Origin of the sequence: uncultured Streptococcus sp. (genome assembly GCF_963525625.1) — a bacterium.
In the GTDB taxonomy this organism is placed as follows: domain Bacteria; phylum Bacillota; class Bacilli; order Lactobacillales; family Streptococcaceae; genus Streptococcus.
The window spans coordinates 56,808-76,138 of the sequence record NZ_CAURLD010000003.1; the positions used below are offsets into that span (position 1 = coordinate 56,808).

At 41.7% G+C, this 19,331-nt stretch carries 24 protein-coding genes and 1 pseudogene; 21 read left to right on the forward strand and 4 right to left on the reverse strand.

Annotated elements, in window-relative coordinates; translation table 11 throughout:
* From rfbB to RYK49_RS02565, 7 genes and pseudogenes are all read left to right on the forward strand, one after another.
* Positions 1–1,047: a dTDP-glucose 4,6-dehydratase gene (gene rfbB / locus RYK49_RS02535; RefSeq protein WP_002913449.1), complete on the forward strand. Its 1,047-nt coding sequence runs from the start codon at positions 1–3 to the stop codon at positions 1,045–1,047.
* Between the two features lie 203 nt (positions 1,048–1,250).
* Positions 1,251–1,850, forward strand: a complete 600-nt coding sequence (locus tag RYK49_RS02540; protein WP_314831286.1) for a hypothetical protein — start codon at positions 1,251–1,253, stop codon at positions 1,848–1,850.
* 90 nt (positions 1,851–1,940) lie between these two features.
* Positions 1,941–2,801 (forward strand): annotated as a pseudogene (locus RYK49_RS02545) (GNAT family N-acetyltransferase).
* A 64-nt stretch (positions 2,802–2,865) separates the two neighbouring features.
* Positions 2,866–3,498: a copper homeostasis protein CutC gene (locus tag RYK49_RS02550; protein WP_172454721.1), complete on the forward strand. Its 633-nt coding sequence runs from the start codon at positions 2,866–2,868 to the stop codon at positions 3,496–3,498.
* A gap of 32 nt (positions 3,499–3,530) precedes the next feature.
* Positions 3,531–4,202, forward strand: coding sequence for an MmcQ/YjbR family DNA-binding protein (locus tag RYK49_RS02555; protein WP_111675663.1), 672 nt, complete (start codon positions 3,531–3,533; stop codon positions 4,200–4,202).
* Positions 4,203–4,289: 87 nt separating this feature from the next.
* On the forward strand, positions 4,290–6,032 hold the full coding sequence (locus RYK49_RS02560) for an ABC transporter transmembrane domain-containing protein (protein ID WP_314864764.1): 1,743 nt from the start codon (positions 4,290–4,292) through the stop codon (positions 6,030–6,032).
* 1 nt (position 6,033) lies between these two features.
* Positions 6,034–7,773 carry an ABC transporter ATP-binding protein gene (locus RYK49_RS02565; protein ID WP_314831291.1) on the forward strand — a complete coding sequence of 580 codons (1,740 nt, stop codon included), beginning with the start codon at positions 6,034–6,036 and terminating at the stop codon, positions 7,771–7,773.
* Between the two features lie 49 nt (positions 7,774–7,822).
* Here RYK49_RS02565 and RYK49_RS02570 read toward each other — a convergent pair whose 3' ends face one another.
* On the reverse strand, positions 7,823–9,142 hold the full coding sequence (locus tag RYK49_RS02570; RefSeq protein ID WP_314831292.1) for a PLP-dependent aminotransferase family protein: 1,320 nt from the start codon (positions 9,140–9,142) through the stop codon (positions 7,823–7,825).
* A gap of 39 nt (positions 9,143–9,181) precedes the next feature.
* On the opposite strand from RYK49_RS02570, the gene RYK49_RS02575 reads away from it, so the two are divergent.
* Both RYK49_RS02575 and RYK49_RS02580 read left to right on the forward strand, forming a co-directional pair.
* Positions 9,182–10,072, forward strand: a complete 891-nt coding sequence (locus tag RYK49_RS02575; protein WP_314831293.1) for a pyridoxamine kinase — start codon at positions 9,182–9,184, stop codon at positions 10,070–10,072.
* Positions 10,029–10,595, forward strand: a complete 567-nt coding sequence (locus RYK49_RS02580; protein ID WP_314864766.1) for an ECF transporter S component — start codon at positions 10,029–10,031, stop codon at positions 10,593–10,595. The genes RYK49_RS02575 and RYK49_RS02580 overlap by 44 nt, the downstream gene beginning before the upstream one ends.
* 63 nt (positions 10,596–10,658) lie before the next feature.
* On the opposite strand, the gene RYK49_RS02585 is transcribed toward RYK49_RS02580, so the two are convergent.
* Together RYK49_RS02585 and RYK49_RS02590 are read right to left on the reverse strand one after the other, a co-directional pair.
* Positions 10,659–11,306 (reverse strand): hemolysin III family protein, encoded by a 648-nt coding sequence (locus RYK49_RS02585; RefSeq protein ID WP_314864768.1) that lies wholly within the window; start codon positions 11,304–11,306, stop codon positions 10,659–10,661.
* Positions 11,290–11,751: a DUF1836 domain-containing protein gene (locus RYK49_RS02590; protein WP_314864771.1), complete on the reverse strand. Its 462-nt coding sequence runs from the start codon at positions 11,749–11,751 to the stop codon at positions 11,290–11,292. The genes RYK49_RS02585 and RYK49_RS02590 overlap by 17 nt, the downstream gene beginning before the upstream one ends.
* 129 nt (positions 11,752–11,880) lie before the next feature.
* On the opposite strand from RYK49_RS02590, the gene RYK49_RS02595 reads away from it, so the two are divergent.
* From RYK49_RS02595 to RYK49_RS02650, 12 genes are all read left to right on the forward strand, one after another.
* Positions 11,881–12,465 carry a VanZ family protein gene (locus tag RYK49_RS02595; RefSeq protein WP_314864773.1) on the forward strand — a complete coding sequence of 195 codons (585 nt, stop codon included), beginning with the start codon at positions 11,881–11,883 and terminating at the stop codon, positions 12,463–12,465.
* A gap of 16 nt (positions 12,466–12,481) precedes the next feature.
* On the forward strand, positions 12,482–13,210 hold the full coding sequence (gene yaaA / locus RYK49_RS02600) for a peroxide stress protein YaaA (protein WP_314864775.1): 729 nt from the start codon (positions 12,482–12,484) through the stop codon (positions 13,208–13,210).
* A gap of 64 nt (positions 13,211–13,274) precedes the next feature.
* Complete coding sequence (locus RYK49_RS02605) at positions 13,275–13,574, forward strand: TIGR04197 family type VII secretion effector (RefSeq protein ID WP_314864777.1); 300 nt, start codon at positions 13,275–13,277, stop codon at positions 13,572–13,574.
* Positions 13,574–13,933: a hypothetical protein gene (locus RYK49_RS02610; RefSeq protein WP_125337125.1), complete on the forward strand. Its 360-nt coding sequence runs from the start codon at positions 13,574–13,576 to the stop codon at positions 13,931–13,933. Before RYK49_RS02605 ends, RYK49_RS02610 begins: the two co-directional genes overlap by 1 nt.
* Positions 13,924–15,555, forward strand: a complete 1,632-nt coding sequence (locus tag RYK49_RS02615; RefSeq protein ID WP_314864780.1) for an ATP-binding protein — start codon at positions 13,924–13,926, stop codon at positions 15,553–15,555. Before RYK49_RS02610 ends, RYK49_RS02615 begins: the two co-directional genes overlap by 10 nt.
* Before the next feature lies 1 nt (position 15,556).
* The gene (locus RYK49_RS02620; RefSeq protein ID WP_002917081.1) at positions 15,557–16,189 is read left to right on the forward strand and encodes a hypothetical protein; all 633 of its coding nucleotides are present in this window, start codon (positions 15,557–15,559) and stop codon (positions 16,187–16,189) included.
* Between the two features lie 39 nt (positions 16,190–16,228).
* Entirely contained in the window at positions 16,229–16,399 is a 171-nt protein-coding gene (locus RYK49_RS02625) for a hypothetical protein (RefSeq protein ID WP_002917082.1), read from the forward strand.
* Positions 16,400–16,410: 11 nt separating this feature from the next.
* Positions 16,411–16,536: a hypothetical protein gene (locus tag RYK49_RS02630; RefSeq protein WP_002917083.1), complete on the forward strand. Its 126-nt coding sequence runs from the start codon at positions 16,411–16,413 to the stop codon at positions 16,534–16,536.
* Between the two features lie 65 nt (positions 16,537–16,601).
* Positions 16,602–17,156: an ABC transporter permease gene (locus RYK49_RS02635; RefSeq protein ID WP_314864785.1), complete on the forward strand. Its 555-nt coding sequence runs from the start codon at positions 16,602–16,604 to the stop codon at positions 17,154–17,156.
* A gap of 97 nt (positions 17,157–17,253) precedes the next feature.
* Positions 17,254–17,796, forward strand: coding sequence for a hypothetical protein (locus RYK49_RS02640; protein ID WP_314831268.1), 543 nt, complete (start codon positions 17,254–17,256; stop codon positions 17,794–17,796).
* Positions 17,793–18,338: a hypothetical protein gene (locus RYK49_RS02645; RefSeq protein ID WP_314831267.1), complete on the forward strand. Its 546-nt coding sequence runs from the start codon at positions 17,793–17,795 to the stop codon at positions 18,336–18,338. Before RYK49_RS02640 ends, RYK49_RS02645 begins: the two co-directional genes overlap by 4 nt.
* A 31-nt stretch (positions 18,339–18,369) precedes the next feature.
* Positions 18,370–18,669: a DUF4176 domain-containing protein gene (locus RYK49_RS02650; RefSeq protein ID WP_314831266.1), complete on the forward strand. Its 300-nt coding sequence runs from the start codon at positions 18,370–18,372 to the stop codon at positions 18,667–18,669.
* Positions 18,670–18,768: 99 nt separating this feature from the next.
* On the opposite strand, the gene RYK49_RS02655 is transcribed toward RYK49_RS02650, so the two are convergent.
* The gene (locus RYK49_RS02655) at positions 18,769–19,317 is read right to left on the reverse strand and encodes an NADPH-dependent FMN reductase (RefSeq protein WP_002895223.1); all 549 of its coding nucleotides are present in this window, start codon (positions 19,315–19,317) and stop codon (positions 18,769–18,771) included.
* Positions 19,318–19,331: the final 14 nt, after the last annotated feature.

The window sequence follows — 19,331 nt, forward strand, 5'->3', positions numbered from 1 at the left end:
ATGACTGAATACAAAAAAATTATCGTGACAGGTGGAGCTGGTTTTATCGGTTCTAACTTTGTCCACTATGTTTACAATAACTTTCCAGATGTTCATGTGACAGTGCTGGACAAGCTGACTTACGCGGGTAATCGTGCCAATATTGAAGAAATTTTAGGCGACCGTGTTGAGTTGGTTGTTGGAGATATTGCTGATGCGGCCTTGGTAGATAAGCTGGCAGCTGAAGCAGATGCTATCGTTCACTATGCGGCAGAAAGCCATAATGACAACTCGCTCAATGACCCGAGTCCATTTATCCACACCAACTTCATCGGGACCTACACGCTTTTGGAAGCAGCTCGTAAATATGACATTCGTTTCCACCATGTGTCAACTGACGAAGTCTATGGGGACCTGCCTCTGCGTGAAGATTTACCAGGTCATGGAGAAGGACCAGGCGAGAAATTTACGGCCGAAACCAAGTACAATCCAAGCTCGCCTTACTCATCAACCAAGGCAGCTTCAGACTTAATCGTTAAAGCTTGGGTGCGCTCATTTGGCGTTAAAGCGACTATTTCTAACTGTTCAAACAACTACGGACCTTACCAGCACATCGAGAAGTTCATTCCGCGCCAAATCACCAATATCCTGAGCGGTATCAAGCCAAAACTCTACGGTGAAGGTAAAAACGTCCGTGACTGGATTCATACTAATGACCATTCATCAGGCGTTTGGACGATTTTGACCAAGGGTCAAATCGGTGAAACTTACTTGATTGGTGCTGACGGTGAGAAGAACAATAAGGAAGTTCTGGAGCTGATTCTCAAGGAAATGGGACAGCCAGCTGATGCTTATGACCATGTGACAGATCGTGCCGGCCACGACCTCCGCTATGCCATTGATGCTAGCAAGCTCCGCGATGAGCTAGGATGGAAGCCAGAGTTTACCAACTTTGAAGCAGGTCTCAAAGAGACAATCAAGTGGTACACGGACAACCAAGAATGGTGGAAATCTGAAAAAGAAGCAGTCGAAGCCAACTATGCTAAGACTCAGGAAGTGATTAAATAAGAATAGGCTATCTATGATGAGCCTTGTAAAACTAGCGCTATGTGATTGAGAGGCTGGGATTATCTGTCCCAGCCTTTTCTCACAGGATTGTTAGCTTTTTAATATGTTTGTTACAGAAAATTATGCAAAAATATTGTAAAATAAGATAAATCCTTTCTGTGTTTTTAGCTAGAGGGATTTTCTCAAATTAAAGGAATACAAACATGAAAATGGTAAAAAGAGTAGTGGGAATTGCTTTGGTGCTGTTGCTTGCAGCGGTGCTATTTCTGGTTCCTGCATCTGTTAATCAAAGTGAACAATTAAAGAATGTTCAAGGCAGTGCTTCCTGGATGAGTATTATTGAGCCAGCTTTGAGCAATGCCAATGTGACGGCTCAGGGAGTCAGCACGGAAGTTTCTCTCAATAGCGTCCAGCTTAATCAGGTGCTCAAGTCTTCTCTGACTGACTCTGAGAATCAGGAGTTGCTGAACAGTGTTTACAGCATTGAAGGCAATAAGCTGCGCATCCAGTATCCAGTCAAGCTGCTCTTCATTGACAGTAAGCTGGACCTAGAGGTGGATGTGACGGTGAGGGATAATGTCTTGCACATCACAATCGATAGTGCCAAGTTAGGCTCTCTTCCTATCCCTAAATCTTGGGTGACAGGCATGCTGAAGCAACAAATGCAGGCCTCTAATTCATCTATCACGACGGAGGGAGATAGTTTCCTTCTAGCTCTGCCGCAGAGTCAATACAGCATTAACAAAATCAGCTTCCAGAATGGAGCTGCTAAAATCCAGTTCAGCATGGGTTATGGAATCTAAAAAAGAAAACTTCATTTGAGGAAGAAGTCTTCCGAATCAAATGGAGTTTTTATACTATTATTTGAGCAATATCATTGTGAGGGAGAAAAGATGCCTATTCCTAATATCCAGCAAGAGGAGTTGATTGTTATTGATGAAAATCTACGTTTGCGTGCCTATGATGGCCAGTTTGAGTTGGCCATGGACTGGTACCAAGATCCAGATATGATTTATATGATTGATGGCAGAAGAGACCCCTATCCGCCAGAGCGAGTTCAAAGGATGCATGAATATCTTGCCAGGCAAGGTGAAGTGTATTTTATTGAAGTATGGGAGCAGGAGTGCTGGCTACCCATTGGGGATGTGACCTTATGGCAAGATGATTTGCCCATTGTCATTGGAAAAGCGGACTACCGCAGGAAAGGCATTGGCAAGAAAGTTCTTTCTGCTTTGATACAGCGCGCACGCAATCTAGGCTATCAGAAACTAGCAGTTCAAGAAATTTATGATTTCAATCACCCCTCTCGCATTTTGTTTGAGTCGCTTGGTTTCTATCCAACTCTTGCTAGGGAGAAAGGCCGGTCCTATACACTTGATTTGACATTGCCCATAGCGCAGATCCAGCCCAGTCAGTTCTACCTTTCACGGGAAAAGCTGGACAGGATTTGTATTGATTTTGACCAACAAGAACTTGAAGCTTTACCTGTCAAGCGCATGGATGGCAAAATTTTCTTTACTGATGGACATAGCAGAGCCTTTAAGGCTTATCAGGCTGGCCTCTCTCATATCCCCATCTATTATGATAGGGACGAGCTTAACTGGGACTTTTATCAATACTGTGTTCAGGCTTGTCAAGAAAGAGGCATATTCTCTATAGCTGATTTACAGAACCGCATTTAGTCCAAGGAAGACTATCAGATCCATTGGCTTGATTGGTGTAAGAGAGAAGCTGGAAAATTTGATAAGAGCTGATATCACGAAGCTCTTGTGTTATAATAGATAAAGGAAATCAATATATTAAATCAGAGGTAAGATAATGCTTTATGAATTTTGTGCGGAAAATGTAACCTTGTTAAAAAAGGCTATGAAGGCTGGAGCCCAGCGGATTGAGCTCTGTGATAATCTGGCTGTCGGAGGCACGACACCCAGTTACGGCGTAATTCAAGCAGCAGTTGACTTAGCCAAGCCTTACGGTGCGACTGTGATGACCATGATTCGGCCCCGAGGCGGTGATTTTGTTTACTCGGAACTTGAAATTGAGATTATGCTGGCAGATATCCAAAAAGCCAAGGAAGTCGGCAGTCAGGGAGTGGTTTTTGGTGTCTTGACGGAGAAGAACGAAATAGATGTTTCGAAGATGCAGCGGCTGCTGGAGGCATGCAAGGGACTGGAAGTAGTCTTCCACATGGCTTTTGATGCGATACCGGCTGAATACCAGTTTGGCGAAATGGATTGGCTGATTGAGAACGGTGTCCAGCGAATTTTGACCCACGGAGGACCTGCTAATGAGCCGATTGAGGAGCATTTTGCTTGGCTGGACGAATTAATCGAGCATGCCGCTGATCGGATTGATATCATGCCGGGCGGTGGCATTCATCTGGGCAATCGTCAGCAAATTATAGACAGTCTGGCAGTTGACCAGCTGCATGGGACTAAAATTGTATTTTAAGGAGGAGAAGGGCTCTAGCGGCTCCTAATAAAATGTTGGAACTATTTGAAAAATACAAGTCTAATCCAAATAAGCTTCAGACTTACGGTTTTAAGGAGTCTGATGGAGTTTACCATTTCTCGCAGAAGATTATGAAGGGTGACTTTCGCTTGGAAGTAACTATCAGAGATGGGGAGTTGGACTATCAGGTCTTTGACTGCGATACTGATGATGTTTATCTGCAGGTCAAGATGGAGCAGGTGACGGGGGAGTTTGTCGGTCAGGTCCGTGAAGCTTGTCAGGCAGTACTGCTGGCTATCCGTCAGCACTGTTTTGACGAGGTTGGCTTTCTCTATGAGCAGAGTAAGCGACTGCGGGATCATGCGGCTGAGGTTTATCAGGGGCAAATAGAGTACCTCTGGGAGAAGTCGTCCAGAAAGAGCTCGACCAAGGCTGGAGTTTTCCGCCACCAGGACAGTAAAAAATGGTATGGGGCTTTTCTGACCACAGACTGGTCTAAGTTTGAAGCAGAGCGAAGCGGCGCTATTGAGGTGCTAAATGTTAAGAATGATCATGTAGCAGAACTGATTCAGAAAAAGGGGATTTACCCGGCCTTTCACATGAATAAGAAATATTGGCTCAGTCTGCCCTTGGATGATAGACTGAGCGATCAGGAAATCTTTGATTTACTGGCTGTTAGTTACCAGCTGACCAGTAAAAAATAGAATCGAAGCACAGCGTTCCAATCCGCTGTGTTTCATTTTTCCTCAAAAAACAGTATAATAAAAAGACTAGTAAGAATAGGAGAAATTATGAACCTCATTAGAAAATTAGCCTGGTTTTTTAAGTTGGAAAAGCGGCGCTATATCATCGGTATCTTGGCCTTGTCCTTGGTCAGTGTCTTCAATCTGATACCGCCTAGAATCATCGGTCAGGTTATTGACCGAATTGCTAACAAACATCTGACTTCTCAAGAGCTGTTCTTTAATTTGCTGTTGCTGATTGCTTCAGCTTTTATCATGTACGGCCTGCGTTATGTCTGGCGCCTTTATATCTTAGGGACGTCCAATAATCTGGGACGGATTCTGCGCTCTAGATTGTTCGAGCACTTTACTCACATGTCTCCCTCTTTTTATCAGAAATACCGTACAGGGGACTTGATGGCTCATGCGACCAACGATATCAATGCAATTGTCAGTCTGGCTGGGGGTGGAGTCATGTCAGCTGTGGATGCTTCTATTACAGCCCTGGTGACCCTGCTAACTATGTTTTTCGTTTTGGACTGGCGGCTAACCTTGATTGCCATTGTGCCCATGCCCTTCTTGTCGTGGGGTACGGGCTTGATTGGCCGAAAAAATCATGAAAGTTTTAAGGCTGCTCAAGAGGCATTTTCGGATTTGAACAATAAGGTTCAGGAGAGTGTTTCAGGGATTCGAGTGACCAAGTCCTTTGGCTATCAGGAGGCGGAGACTCAGTCTTTTGCTAAGACCAATCAGGAGGTCTACGAAAAAAACGTTTTGGCTGCAAAGTACGATGCTCTTTTTGACCCCTTGGTTTTGCTTTTTATCGGTCTTTCTTATGTTTTGACCTTGATTTTCGGTGGAATTTTTATCTCCCAAGGGCAGTTTACCATAGGAGAGTTGGTTACCTTTATCACTTATCTGGATATGCTGGTTTGGCCGCTTCAGGCTACAGGCTATCTTTTTAACATCGGCCAGCGAGGTGCTGTTTCCTATGAACGGATTGAGAAACTGCTGGCTCAGGAGTCAGATGTCAAGGAAGCTGAACAGCCTCTTTCTCATGCGGAAAATGGTCGATTGGATTATGACATTCAGAAGTTTGCTTATGCAGAGGAGACTAGTTTATCGGATATTCATTTTTCCATTGAGCAGGGACAGACACTGGGAATTGTCGGACAGACGGGCTCAGGGAAGACCACTCTTCTGCGCTTGCTACTGCGGGAGCAGGATATTCAGGAGGGGGCTATCTATCTGAATGGCCATGATATCCGGGAGTACCGCCTCAAAGACTTGCGCCGTCTTATCGGCTATGTACCACAGGAACAGATGCTCTTTGCTCTGTCGATTCGGGATAATATCCGCTTTGCTTGTCCCCAGCTGACAGATAGTCAAGTTTTAGCTGCCGCTCAACTCTGCGGTGTTTATGAGGATATTCAGGCTATGCCAGAGGGGTTGGATACGGTTGTCGGTGAGCGGGGCTTGTCTCTATCGGGTGGACAGAAGCAGCGCTTGGCGATGAGTCGGGCTATTATTACAAATCCTGAAATTCTGATTTTGGATGATTCCCTGTCGGCTGTTGATGCCAAGACGGAGCATCTGATTTTAGAAAATCTAAAGTCAGAGCGTGCTGGCAAGACAACCATCATCACAGCTCATCGGCTGTCGGCCTTGGTGCATGCAGACCTGATTTTGGTCATGGAAGAGGGACGAATCAAGGAGCGGGGCACTCACCAAGAGCTATTGGAGCAAAAGGGCTGGTATGCTCAGACATACCATAATCAGCAGCTGGCAGAAAGCTTAAAGGAGGAAGATTAACATGAAAAAGAAAGCAACTTTTCATCGCCTCCTAGGCTATATGTGGCGCTACAGGATAGTGAGCAGTATGGCCTTGACCTTCATCCTGCTGACGACTCTGGTCACAACGGCATTGCCGCTTCTGGCCCGCTATTTTATTGATCAGTTTATCGGCCGCAATCAGGCCTGGGCTGGCCTGCCTTTGCTGGCTCTTTACTATGGTCTTTTCCTCTTGCGGGTACTTTTTACCTTCTTGGGAAAGTATTTCTTTGCGCGTGTGGCTCAAAGTGTGGTTCGGGACTTGCGACAGGAAAGCTTTGCCAATATCCAGCGTCTGCAAATGGCTTATTTTGATAAAACGCCAGCTGGTGCTATCGTTTCCCGCCTGACCAATGATACTCAGGCAGTAGCAGATATGTTCAGTGAGATTTTTTCTAATTTTTTGAGCTCTTTGCTGATTTTAGTTGTTACTTTGAGCGCTATGTTTGCCCTCAACTGGCAATTGACCCTGATGATCGCTCTCTTTTTGCCTCTGATGGCAGCCTCTATCTTGCTCTATCAGCATTTATCCAATCGTCAGCTCAAGCAGGTCCGGAATAAACTCAGCGATTTGAATGTCAAGCTATCTGAGAGTATCGAGGGAATGCGGATTATTCAGGCATTTGGACAAGAGAAGCGCTTGCTGCGGGAATTTGAAGAAATTAACGGCCAACATTTAGGTTTCACCAATCGCTATCTCAATATCAACAGTCTCTTTCTGAGGCCAGCCATGTCCCTACTGAAAATCTTGGCTTATGGAGTGATTCTGACTTACTTTGGCTTGACTTGGCAAGTGGTGGGAATTACGGCTGGTATTATGTATGCCTTTATCCAGTATGTTAATCAGCTTTTTAATCCTTTGATTGATGTCATGCAGAATTACTCTGTTTTACAGACATCTATGGTTGCTGCGGAGCGGGTTTTTGAAATTATAGACCGCACTGACTATGAGCCTGAGCAGGCTAATCAAGATCTGCAAATCCAAGATGGCAGTATCGAATTCAAGCATGTTTCCTTTTCTTATGATGGGAAGCGTGATGTTTTGCAGGATATCTCCTTTTCAGTCAAAAAAGGCCAGACAATTGCCTTTGTAGGATCGACTGGCTCTGGCAAGTCCTCTATTATCAATCTTTTCCTGCGTTTTTATGAGTTTGAACGAGGGCAAATTTTGATTGATGGCCGTGACATTAAAGACTTTAGTCAGGAGGAGCTGCGGCGAAAGATTGGTCTTGTTTTGCAGGAGCCCTTCCTTTATCACGGTACCGTTGCCTCCAATATCCAGCTTTACCAAGAGCAGCTGACGCGAGAAGACATTATAGAAGCGGCTAAGTTTGTAGATGCTCATGGCTTTATCAGTCAGCTGCCTCAAGGCTATGATGCTCCTGTGACTGAGCGGGGAGCGACTTTTTCCAGCGGTCAGCGTCAGCTTCTAGCCTTTGCCAGAACCATCGCCACCAAGCCTAAAATCTTAATTTTGGATGAGGCGACAGCCAATATTGATTCGGAAACAGAAGAGTTGATTCAAGCCTCACTGAGAAAAATGCGGCGGGGACGGACAACCATTGCCATCGCCCACCGTCTGTCTACCATTCAGGATGCCGACTGCATCTATGTCTTAGATAAGGGGCGCATTATCGAATTCGGCAGCCACGAAGAATTGTTAGCCCAAGATGGAACCTATAAGAAAATGTATCAACTGCAGGCTGGGATGATGGAATCTTGAAAAGCCTGATTATAAATGAAAGGTGTAGAATTCCGAATGAATTCTACACCTATTTTACATAGTCTTTTAGTTTCTCTATATTTTCTTCTAAGTTATCGTAAGGCAGCTTGGCATACTGGTAAGGGCAGCTAGCAAGGTAGCTCTGTTCAAAGAAGTCAAGCGGCAGGCTGCTGTGTTTGAGAGCACTGACGGAAGGAAGTGACCTTAAGTCTAGTAGAATGCCGTCCTTGGTCAAATAGCTGGCTAGCGGCAGCTGAGCTTGCTCCAGTAGTATCTGGGCTTTTCTTGCTTCCTCTTCTTGAAGCTGCAGCAGCGCCAGCCTATTTTTTTCAAACATGAGACTGTCGATGTAGAGCGATAGGGCCTTCTGCATGATGAGGTTGCTGTCGTAGTCTACGGCGCTTTTGTAAGCGATGAAGGTCGTTTGAATCTGGGGTGGAAGGAGCAGGGCAGTGATCCTTAGGGCTGGGAAAAGGCTGGTTGAAAAGGACTTGATGTAGATGACCCGCTGGCTATTGTCTAAATAGTGAAAGGTCAGCTCCCGTCGGCCATCAAAGTCTGATAGGTAGTCATCTTCTACAATATAGACATTATAGAGCTGGGCCAGCCGAAGAATCTCTTCCTTGTCCTGCCGACTGTAGGAGTGACCCAAGGGATAGTGAAAGCGCGGAATAGTGTAGAAGAACTTGATCTTTCCGCTTTGAAAAATCCTCTCCAGCTCTTGCAGATTAATCCCCTGCGGTGTCCTTTCAATGGTTTCATAAGGAAGTTTTTGCGCTAGCAGAAGATCATTAATCCGATGGTAAGTCGGCTGCTCCACCAAGATACGCTCTTTTTGATTGGGAAATTCAATCTGTGAAAGGATATAAAGGGCCTGCTGGGTGCCAGAAGTCAGTACCAGCTGCTCCCTAGAAGCATAGACAGCAGAGTCCAACATTAGCTTTTGCACAGAGCGGCGCAGATCCTCCAGTCCTTCCTGCTGAGGGTAATAGTTGAAGAGATAATTTTCCCGGCCGATCAGAGTTTCATTCACACAGAGGCGGAAATCCTCGTAGGCTTGGTGGCGGTCATCCCTCACAGGCAGCTCCAAATCCTGCTTTTCTTCCTGAGCATTTTCCAGCACATAGTAGCCGCTTTTTGGAACGGCATAGATGTACTTCTGATATTTGAGCTCAATCAGAGCCTTTTGCGCAGTATCCTTACTGCAGTGATAACGCTCTGCCAGCTTGCGGACAGAAGGGATTTTCTGACCAGTAGCCAATTTTCCCTCTTTAATATCCTTAGTAATCTTATCAACGATGCGTTGGTATTTTGCTTTAACCATAAAACTGTCCCCATACAGATTTGATTTTTTCATATTGTAACTCATTTTCAGATATTTTACAATAGAGAACAAGTAGGAGGAGTCATGAAAACAAAAACAGTCATTCTGGCCACAGATATTTCTGGCTTAGGTAAGGTTGCCGCAACAGCTGCCCTGCCGCTTTTTGCAATTTGCCAGCTAGAAGTCGCTCTTTTGCCAACTATGATTCTATCATCCCATACAGGTGGTTTTTCAAACATCTATATAGATGATTACACGCATGGGATGCTTGCTTTTTTGAAACAATGGCAGAGCCTAGAGTTCAACTTTTCAGCTCTGATAACAGGATATTTGAAGTCTGATATTCAGGTGGAAAATTTGCTGCGCTTTAAAGAGGAAAAAAGCTTGCCCCTTATCGTGGATCCTATCATGGGGGATAAGGGAACTTTTTATCAGGGATTTTCAGATGCCCATCTAGACCATATGCGTCGCCTCTGCCAGCATGCTGATTTGGTTCTGCCCAATTTGACGGAAGCCTGTTTGTTGTTGGAGGAACCCTACGAAGATAGTTTATCAGAAGATAGATGGGAGGAGTACTGCAAACGTTTGGCTGAGTTAGGACCGAGCAAGGTCTTGTTGACTGGCTTGCCCATGAAAGAGAATCAGATTGGTGTGGCCTATTTTGATGCGGCAACAGAGGAGTTTAACCTCTTTTCTAGTCCAGCTCTGCCCCAGCAATTTTTTGGAACGGGTGATATATTGACGACACTTGTAGCTGCGGCTTTTGTTCAGGGAATTGATATCAAGCAAGCCCTGTCTGTGATTTTGAAGTTTATTGAAAAGAGCTTGGCACTTAGCTTTAAAGAGCAAATAGATCCAAAGAAGGGCGTTTTTTACCAGCCCTATCTAGGAGAGCTTTTCGCTGATTTTCAAGCCTTGATGGAGGAAAAAGATGAAGAAACAAACACTCGATTTGCAAACCTTAACCATGATTAGTTTATTTGCTGCTTTGATTTTTTTGAGCATTCAGTTTTTCAAAATTCCTGTCGGAGCTCAGTTTATTCATTTTGGAAATGCACTAGTGGTAGTGGGCTGTCTGATTTTTGGCAGTAAACTTGGTTTTTTAGCGGCTGCTATTGGACTGGGAATATTTGACTTGCTGAATGGTTACGCCGCGGAAATCCCAGTCATCTTGTTAGAAGCACTTGCAGTAGCAGTGGTGATTCATTTTCTGTATGAAGGACTCTTTCAGAGAAAGGATAAACTAAGAAATATTCTTGTGACAGCGGTAGCCGCAGCTTTGGTGAAAGTTGTGCTCAATATCTTCAAGTACACTCTGACAGGAACACTGTTTGGCGGGAGTAGTTTACCAGCTGCCTTTTTGCTGGCAGTAGCTAAGATTACTGGTACATTTGGCTCCAGTCTAGCGACAGTCATCGCCGTCCCAATCTTATATCCAATCTTTCAGCAAGTCAGAAAAGTGCACAAGCAAAGAAGGACTGTTGAAAAGCAAGGATGAATCAATAATTATCAGAAACAAAGAAACCGTCTGAGAATCCTCAGACGGTTTTGTATTTTTCTCTTACATAAAGTAAACGATAGCAAGGTATTGCAGGGCAGAGGCCGCTAGAATGAAAAGGTGCCAAATCATGTGGAAGTAGGGCTTCTTTTGAGAATAGAAGCCGGCTCCTACAGTATAGCAGAGGCCACCAGCCAGCATGAGTCCCCAGAATACAGGTCCAGTTTGACCGATAATCTGCGGAATGATAAAGACAACCAGCCAGCCCATAATCAAATAGAGAGCTAAGCTGAATTTTTCATTGACCTTCTTAGCGAAAATCTTGTAGAGAATGCCAAAGATGGTCGTTCCCCACTGGATAGCAATGATGAGATAGCCAAACCAGTTATTCATCAGCGACAGCACGACTGGCGTATAGCTGCCAGCGATGGCGATGTAAATCATGGAGTGGTCGATAATGCGCAAGATATACTTGTGGGTCGAGCCATAGGACATTGAATGGTAGACAGTTGAAGAGAGGAACATGAGAAAGAGGCTGATGACAAAGATAGAAGTTCCGACAGCAGCCACCAATCCGTGCCCTTCATAGCTATAAATGGCTGAGATAGGCAGCAGAATCAGCATCAGAACAGCCCCTACCGCATGGGTAACAGCGTTGGCAATTTCTTCACCGAAAGATAGTTTTTTACTGAGTTTAAGCGCGTAGTTCAAGATTTTCTTCCTCCTCATTTGGTACTTGGATTAGGGATAAGGTCTTTTGATAGAGTTTGACCGTCTGGCAGGCTGTGGAAATGATGGGCGCCACCTCTAGCTTATTGCCATTCATGTAGTCAACGAAGTCATCATAGAGTTCTCGCGAATCTGCTTCTTTATGCAGCATATTTAAAGTAGCCGAGATTTCCTGGATAGAAAAGACCGTTTTTAAGGTTGTAATGGCAATCAAGCGGGCTACCTGGCGGCGTTGATATTTTTTCTTGACCGGCTTGGCAATATAGCCGTGCTTGACATAGTTGTTAATCATAGAAGCGGTTAGTCCCTTGTCAGCAGCTGAAATAGAAGAGCCACAGACATTGTTTACATAGAGCAGAACTTGGTCTAAATATAGATCTAGTTCTGGTATTTCGTCCCACTTGGGAAAAACTTGTTGAGAGTTCAAATCTTTATCACTTTCTTATCTAGTCTTTATAACTAGATGATAACATCTCTGTAAAACAAAGTCAAGCAAAAAATAGAATGTCCCATTGAAATTTGATATAATTTTAAAAAGAAGAAAGGGAGGTTTCAGATGAAAAAACAAACAATCTTTGATATGGCAGCCTTCCTAGGCAGTCTGATTTTTTGGTCTTGGCTCTATATGCGCTTTTTTTATGCCTACGTAGCCGTCGTCTTTTACAAGAATCAGCCAGAGTGGAATCTGTTGATACCAGCTTCTATCATCCTGACTCTGACAGCCATTACCTCGCTTTTTATTCGTGGCCTCTACAGTCGGCACATTCCCCGTTGGCTGGTGCTAGCTAGTTACACCCTCTATTTTCTCATTCTATTCTATGCCCTCTTTTTGAAAAATATCGGCAGGCAGGGCTTCAGTCTAGACCTGCAGTCTTTTACCTATAATTGGATTTATGGAGATAAGCTGGTACCCACCATGAATATCATTATGTTCATTCCGCTGGGCTTTCTCTGCAAGCTGTCATGGAAACATGTGGCTTATTTTACTTTGGCTATCAGTCTGGTTGAGGGGAGCCAGTATCTCTTTCATCTTGGCATTTTTGACTTGGGTGATATCTTGACCAATCTGCTAGGCTTCATCATCGGCAGCTATCTACTAGAGACAGCCTTGGGAAAATGGGTTGTCCATCATATTCACTAAATGAAAGAAGGAAACTATGAAAATTCTTATCCCAACTGCTAAAGAGCTGAATCTAACTGCGCCATCTACAATCCCTAATCCACTTTCAGCACAAACTCAAGCTGTGTTGGATGAGTTGACAGCCATGTCAGTAGCTGACTTGGCATCATTTTATAAAATCTCCCCAAAAAGAGCAGAGGTAGAGTGGCAAGCCATTCAGGCTCTGCGAGAAGGAACTGCGCAGCATGCTCCAGCACTTTATCTTTTTGACGGCCTCATGTACCGCCATATCAAGAGAGAGGGTTATACTGAAGAAGAGAGTCGGTATATCGAGAAGCATCTTGCTATCACATCAGCCCTTTACGGTGTCATCCCGGCCCTGGAGCCCATAGCGCCCCATCGCTTGGACTTTATGATGCCGCTTAAGTTAGATGGGAAGAGTCTCAAGGCTTTTTGGAAAGAAGCTTATGACCAAGCACTGGCAGAAGATGAGATGATTTTCTCCCTCCTGTCCAGCGAGTTTGAAACCGTCTTTTCTAAGGAAATCCGTCAGCGCATGATAGGCTTCAAGTTTCTGGAAGACCGTGGTGGCAAGCTGAAAGTCCATTCGACCATTTCTAAAAAAGCACGTGGCGAGTTTTTAACAGCTCTAATAACTAACCAAGTGACAGAAATCGAACAGATGAAAAAATTAAGCTTTGCTGGCTTCACTTACCGACCTGATCTGTCCAGTGACCAAGAGCTGGTTTATGTGAAGGAAGTGTGAAAAGGAAAAATCGACTTTTGTAATATCTACGTAATATTCTCGTGATAAAATTGTTATAAAACAAATGAAGTTTCTAAGGAGTTTCAGAATTATGGGAAAAATCAAGTCGAATACTATTTCCGCTCAGAATGCTATCAGTGAATTGGTTGGGGTAGATACAAGTGACAAGCAAAATCAGCAGGTAGAGTTTAGCTATACTACTGAGATTGCTGGAATGGAAGCAGGCCGTCAGGCATGCAATCAAATGCTGCAGGCTGTCAGTGACTTTTGCGCAGCAGTCCTGACTCAGGCTAATAAATTTCCTGATATAGCTTATAAAATTGAAAAGCGTGATGTAGAGCAAGCGCAACGTTGGAGCAACTGATGATAAAAGATAAAAATCAAGAAAAACGTGAGCAATTACATAAGCAAATCATTCAGCTTGAGAATCAAGAAGAAGATCTTTTAGTTCTCAAAAGGCGTTATGAAGAGAAGGTAATGGATTTTCGTACAGATATTTGGACGATGAATGCCCAAATAGAAAATTTGATAGATCCCGTATCAGAGACTAGTTCTACCAATCGTAAAATATGGGAAGAAAACCAAGCCTTGCAGCAAACAATTGACAGCTACGTAGAACAAGAGTTGGACAATGTTTCCAAACAAACAAGGAAAGTTCAGCAAAAATTAGATGAAAACCGAGAAAAATTGACGAAAGAAAGGAACTCTTTACCATGGGAGTAAAGTACAGTGCGTCAGAGTCTTCACAGCTGATGGAGGCTATGTCTAGTAATATTCAAGTGGCTAATGAGGTGACAGACCGATTGTCTCAGGGATGTGACCACCTGATAGCTACTCTAGACTCAGGAGAACTCATGGGAGCTGCCTATACAGCAGGAAAAGGCCTTTTTTCAGAGATTATCATTCCTGCCATTAAGAAGCTACAGGCTGCAGTGGATGACATTCAAACGGAGTTAAATTCATACAGAGCTGCAGATGCTCAGGTAGCTGAGTACGGAAACCTCGACCTGGATCAGCTGAAGAAGACAAAAGAATTGAGAGAGCAGCAGCTAGCCTCTGTCAAAAAGGCTATTGAAGCAAAAGAATCATTCTTAGAGCGCATGAAGTCTATTGCTACATTTAATATCGTTTCTCACATGCAGTCTCTGGTGATTCTCTCTAGTGCAGAGTCGCAAATTGAATCACAAATCAAAGAATTGGAAGAGAAGATTGAAAAGCTGGAATTCTTTGTCGCTCAGGTTTCTCAATATTTCAGCGATAGTCTAGAAGTCCTCCGTCTAGCTATCCAAGGTGCCAGCCAGCTAAGCCAAGTCCTAGTAGACAGCAACGGTAATCACTATGTTGACGGAGTGGATATGAGCTGGGTCAAGAAGATGAAAGAGCAGAAGATTGAGACATACATACCAATAACTAAAAAAGAGAAATTTATTCAAACTATTAGACAACAGTATGGATTTAGTCGAACTGAATCAGAGATATTACTAAATTTATATCAAAAGCTAGAAAAGGAATATGGATCCAAGAAAGCAAATATAGAATTCTTTAAAATAGTTGCATCTTACTCTTATGGTGATAAATCTTATGGAGCTTGGCAAGTGGTCGGTGGATTATATAGCCCGAATGTGGTAAACGGTATAAATGTTGGTATTAATTATAGAATGAAATCTGTTTTGAGAAAATATGGCTTAAAAGATGATGAAATTGATACGATTCAGAAAGCTATTCAGAATCAGCATAATTTTACGGGATTGGAAAAGATTGAAGAGGGAGATACAAATGATGAGATAAAAGGGAAACTGAATTTAGCTTCTGAGAAAGCATATGGTCAAGGAAATTATAATAAATTAGACGAGAAGCAGAAAGCAAGAGTTAGAGAGTTACTGTCTCAATTTGGAGGAACCATAGACTATTCTCATATGGCTGCAACTATTTCTGCACATTATACAGGTAATCATTTTATTGAAAATGAAGACGATTTAGCGGGATGGCAAGGTGATGTAGCAGGTACTATGGGACTTCCGCCGAGTCTTGGTAACGATGACTATCGTTCAGATTTAGATGCTGTTAATGTTTATCACAAAATTAAGGATGGGGATAGCGTGGTTGATGTTACAAACTCGTACTACGATAGCGTTGAGAGAACATCTGGCTATAGAACTTATGAATTTGTTCAAAATATTGGAGAAGGAGATTACACGAAAGGAATGAAGAAATTAGAAGAAACTTATAAATTATACGTTTCTTCTCATTCTAGTGAACAATCATCAACCTTCGAAAATTTCATGAATGCTATCCAACATTTCCAAAAAGATTTAGATAAACCCAATCCCTCTATCGGAGAGTAAAATGTTAAAAAAAATGAAAAACTATTTTAAAAACAAACCTACTCAAGCTTTCTTAATGCTCATTGTGCTTGTTTGGTCAGTATACGAGATTGGTGCGACCAGTCTGGCTAGCAACTCGGCTCTGACCAAGGAATTCATGCATAGTCGGTATGTTATGGTTTGGCCAATGGTAGATAAGAAGGCAACTCTTTATCACTATGCGGAAGAATGGACTAGTGATGTATTAGATGGAATTATGCATCTGGACTATGAAAATATTAGAATAACTAGTTTTCCTAAAAAATGGGAGAGTGAAGCTGAAATATACTATACTTTGTCTGAAGATAAGTATGCTGATAGAGTATATTTTTTCTTAGATGAACCAATATCCAGAGCCTATACCACTAGTTTAGAGCAAAATTATTATTTGATTTCAAAGAATGCAGCTGTTATTAAAGAGGAAACAGGCAAAACGGTTGAACAGTTAGGTCAAGAAGTGGGTCATGCAAGGGAGGAGTTTTTGTCTGCTCTTGGTAAGATGAGAATCCTTCGTTTGGTCTATTTGATTCTTCGTATGATAGTGTTGTTGCTATGTATCAGGTGGTCGGGTCAGCAGAGAAAACGGAAAGAAAACGAAATCTTACAGAATGGATAGAGCTCCAAGATGGTATGACGACTATAAGGAGATTCACAAATGACCTTGAAAAAACAATGGAATTGGAATTTAGGTTGTAGTTTATTGCTTGTTGGAGTTCTGGCATCTGCTTTTCTCTTTTATTTATGGGCACAAAATCTTGGGAAGTATACCCTACAACCTGAACAGTCTATTAGTCTGCAAGTGGTAGTTAGTTACATTATGATCTAAGTAATCAAACTGTGTTCAAATGGGTCAGAGATGAGTTGGGAGAGTTGGCTGAATCTTATAACAAACCCTACACTATCACCATCACCAATGTAGACAATAAACCGGCTAAATTTGAAGCTCAAGTGGTGGATAGGTAAAGTTTAGGAAGGATTTGCTTCCTCTCAGTCCTAGTTTTTTTTAATTAATATGATGGTATTGAAAAATGAAGAAAACGAAATTTATGATTATTATAGGTGGCTTTCAAGGCAGAAATATTTTTTTTGACGTTAAGAGTAGAAAACTATATTCTAATAAAGTGAATGAGAGAATTTTTCCTAATCTCAGATGGTTAGTAATATCCTTTGGAATTCTAGGAAATGCTTTTCTCATTCAAGTAAACAATATAAAATTTGAATCCCCTATTTTAAGAGTAATTGTTTTGTGTGCGACTCTTATTCTTATATCTTTGGTTTGTCAATTTGGATTTAAAGATGAGTATTTAGGTCAAAACGTTGAAGCATTTAATCCGAAATTATATGAACATGTAGGTTGGAAGAATTTTTTAGAAGAAGAAAGAAAGCGAGTAAATATTCTACTTGTTACATTTGTAGTAAGTGCTTTATTAGCTGCTTTTCAAATTAGAGAATACTTGAACGATCCTACTATGATAAACTTAGTAAAAGTTTTTATCTTTTATTTTATATTTTATATGGCAATAGCCAAAAGCAATTTTATGAAAAGAATGGCGGCAATAAAGCAATTGATAAAAAATAAATAAAGAGCTTTAGCTTATAATCTATGAATCAAGGTAATGTATGAACAATTATTGAATGGAAGTGCTATGATTATGAACCGTTGCTACTTGGAGTAAATCAATGAATAAGAATGTATTTTGGTTGGGTAATTTCAAAGATAAGAATATTTTTTATGATAGAAAAACTGGAGAACTATACTCTATAGATAAGAAAGAAGAGAAAGCTCCTAATCTCACTTGGGCTATTCTGCCTGCTTCCTTTCTTTTACGAAACATTTATTCAGAAGCAACAGCACCTCAGGTTGCCAGTGTGCCTATCAGAATATTTATTTTGTGTTCGACTGTTCTCTGCGTTCTAGTTTTGATAATATTTGTTCTAAGAAATATTAGAAAAGGAACTATGAAAAATTTTAATCAGAAACTTTATTTTGACTGGCCTAATTTTCTTTATAACCAACAAACACAATGTAAAGGAATATTGTTTTTTGGTTCTATACTATTTTTTACGTCAATTAAATTTATAATTGATTATTATTTTTCAGGAAGCTTTCTTTCTTTTATGGGCATCATTGGTTTTCTCCCAGTATCAGGACTCATATTATTTGGAAATAAGCCAATAGGAAAATTGATTATTCTTAAAAGGTTGGAAAAGCAATTAAAATGAGGAAGAAAGAATATTTAACCTATCTCTTGACTTATCAGGGGAGAAACTATTATTTGGACCCAAAAACTAATAAAATTTATGCAAATGTTCATAGTCCACAAGTCCATCTAGATCTAACGAAATATGTTCCCGCAGCTAGCATTCTGCTGCTACATGGATTTACTTCTGTTTCGAATAGCCACTTGTCCTTCCTATGGAAAATAATCTTGTTAATTTTGGGTTATGTTATTGTTGGGTATCTAGTAGAATTGCTTGCAAGGACAAGGAGAGAGCCGTCATTTAAAGAGTTTCACTTTGAAACACTACCTATAAAAGATGAGTTTTTATATATTTTTAGTCGAAATATATATGGGAAGTTTGGAATTGGCTTGATTTTTGCTGTTTTTGCCATCTATCAATCTGTTGAGTATTTAAGCAAAGGCAGCTATTTGTCTTATTTGCTAAGTGACATGGGCTTCTTTATTGCTTATTTTGGTCTCATAAGGTCCCATTTATTCAAACAGATAAAAGTTCTGAAAAGTTTAAAAAAGAAAAATACTTAGAATTCTAGAGAATTATTAAAGGAGGTTTCTAATGTCCAAGTTACTACCGATAGGGAGTGTTGTCCAACTTAAAAATGGACAGGTAAAAATTATGATTATTAACCGTTATCCTCTTTATGATAATAAGGGTGAAATTGGTTATTTAGACTATTCCGGTTGTGTATATCCTTTTGGTATGACGGATAATCAAGCTTGCTTTTTTAACCAAGAAGATATTGAAAAAATTTGGTTTGAGGGGTATATAGATGAATCAGAAGAGAAAATGCTAGCAAAAATAGAAGATAAATTATCTCAAATTCCTTATCCTAAATATTCTTTAGCTGATTTATAATACCTGTTCCTGTCAGTAAAGTATTCTAAAACCCCTCGCAATTATTTGCGGGGGGTTAGTGTCTTATAAGTTTTCTTTTCTTTTTATAATCTTCTCTTTTTAGTTAAGGGCTGCTAAAAGAGCATCAGCCTGTGCTGAGAGTTCAGCAAGTTTGTCTTCTGCGACAGTCAGTTGACCAGTTCCCCATGCTTCTGGGTTGATACCAACACCTGTGAATGGTTCTACCACGTTCATACGGATGAATGGCAGCAGGCTGCGGTAGTGCTTGAATACTTCATCTGGTGATGTGCCGTTAGCTACAGATGAAACAGTAACAACCTTAGCATTCAGAGCAGATGGACCAGTTGGGTCTGACAGATCCAAAGCGCGTGAAGCCCAGTCCAAGAGGTTTTTCACTACTCCTGGAATAGCCCAGTTGTAGACAGGTGAGAAAATCCAGATGGCATCAGCGGCCAAGATTTCTTCACGAACCTTAGCAACAGCAGCTGGAGCAGGACTTTCGATGTCTTGGTTGAAGAATGGTACATCTTTGTAATCAAGATATGAAACTTCTGCCTTGCCAGCCAAAGCTTTTTCAGCTTGCTCAGCCAATTGGTGGTTGAAAGAACCTTGACGAAGCGAGCCGACGATGAATAATACTTTAGACATTGCATTGTCTCCTT

What these genes read in the sequence shown, in the direction of transcription:
- RYK49_RS02640 (WP_314831268.1), top strand. Translation starts at nt 17,254, where the DNA reads ATGAATAAGAATGTATTTTGGTTGGGTAATTTCAAAGATAAGAATATT.
- RYK49_RS02575 (WP_314831293.1), top strand. Translation starts at nt 9,182, where the DNA reads ATGAAAACAAAAACAGTCATTCTGGCCACAGATATTTCTGGCTTAGGT.
- RYK49_RS02580 (WP_314864766.1), top strand. Translation starts at nt 10,029, where the DNA reads ATGAAGAAACAAACACTCGATTTGCAAACCTTAACCATGATTAGTTTA.
- RYK49_RS02615 (WP_314864780.1), top strand. Translation starts at nt 13,924, where the DNA reads ATGGGAGTAAAGTACAGTGCGTCAGAGTCTTCACAGCTGATGGAGGCT.
- RYK49_RS02540 (WP_314831286.1), top strand. Translation starts at nt 1,251, where the DNA reads ATGAAAATGGTAAAAAGAGTAGTGGGAATTGCTTTGGTGCTGTTGCTT.
- yaaA (WP_314864775.1), top strand. Translation starts at nt 12,482, where the DNA reads ATGAAAATTCTTATCCCAACTGCTAAAGAGCTGAATCTAACTGCGCCA.
- RYK49_RS02610 (WP_125337125.1), top strand. Translation starts at nt 13,574, where the DNA reads ATGATAAAAGATAAAAATCAAGAAAAACGTGAGCAATTACATAAGCAA.
- RYK49_RS02645 (WP_314831267.1), top strand. Translation starts at nt 17,793, where the DNA reads ATGAGGAAGAAAGAATATTTAACCTATCTCTTGACTTATCAGGGGAGA.
- rfbB (WP_002913449.1), top strand. Translation starts at nt 1, where the DNA reads ATGACTGAATACAAAAAAATTATCGTGACAGGTGGAGCTGGTTTTATC.
- RYK49_RS02635 (WP_314864785.1), top strand. Translation starts at nt 16,602, where the DNA reads ATGAAGAAAACGAAATTTATGATTATTATAGGTGGCTTTCAAGGCAGA.
- RYK49_RS02650 (WP_314831266.1), top strand. Translation starts at nt 18,370, where the DNA reads ATGTCCAAGTTACTACCGATAGGGAGTGTTGTCCAACTTAAAAATGGA.
- RYK49_RS02560 (WP_314864764.1), top strand. Translation starts at nt 4,290, where the DNA reads ATGAACCTCATTAGAAAATTAGCCTGGTTTTTTAAGTTGGAAAAGCGG.
- RYK49_RS02565 (WP_314831291.1), top strand. Translation starts at nt 6,034, where the DNA reads ATGAAAAAGAAAGCAACTTTTCATCGCCTCCTAGGCTATATGTGGCGC.
- RYK49_RS02595 (WP_314864773.1), top strand. Translation starts at nt 11,881, where the DNA reads ATGAAAAAACAAACAATCTTTGATATGGCAGCCTTCCTAGGCAGTCTG.
- RYK49_RS02620 (WP_002917081.1), top strand. Translation starts at nt 15,557, where the DNA reads ATGTTAAAAAAAATGAAAAACTATTTTAAAAACAAACCTACTCAAGCT.
- RYK49_RS02550 (WP_172454721.1), top strand. Translation starts at nt 2,866, where the DNA reads ATGCTTTATGAATTTTGTGCGGAAAATGTAACCTTGTTAAAAAAGGCT.
- RYK49_RS02605 (WP_314864777.1), top strand. Translation starts at nt 13,275, where the DNA reads ATGAAGTTTCTAAGGAGTTTCAGAATTATGGGAAAAATCAAGTCGAAT.
- RYK49_RS02655 (WP_002895223.1), bottom strand. Translation starts at nt 19,317, where the DNA reads ATGTCTAAAGTATTATTCATCGTCGGCTCGCTTCGTCAAGGTTCTTTC.
- RYK49_RS02570 (WP_314831292.1), bottom strand. Translation starts at nt 9,142, where the DNA reads ATGAGTTACAATATGAAAAAATCAAATCTGTATGGGGACAGTTTTATG.
- RYK49_RS02625 (WP_002917082.1), top strand. Translation starts at nt 16,229, where the DNA reads ATGACCTTGAAAAAACAATGGAATTGGAATTTAGGTTGTAGTTTATTG.
- RYK49_RS02555 (WP_111675663.1), top strand. Translation starts at nt 3,531, where the DNA reads ATGTTGGAACTATTTGAAAAATACAAGTCTAATCCAAATAAGCTTCAG.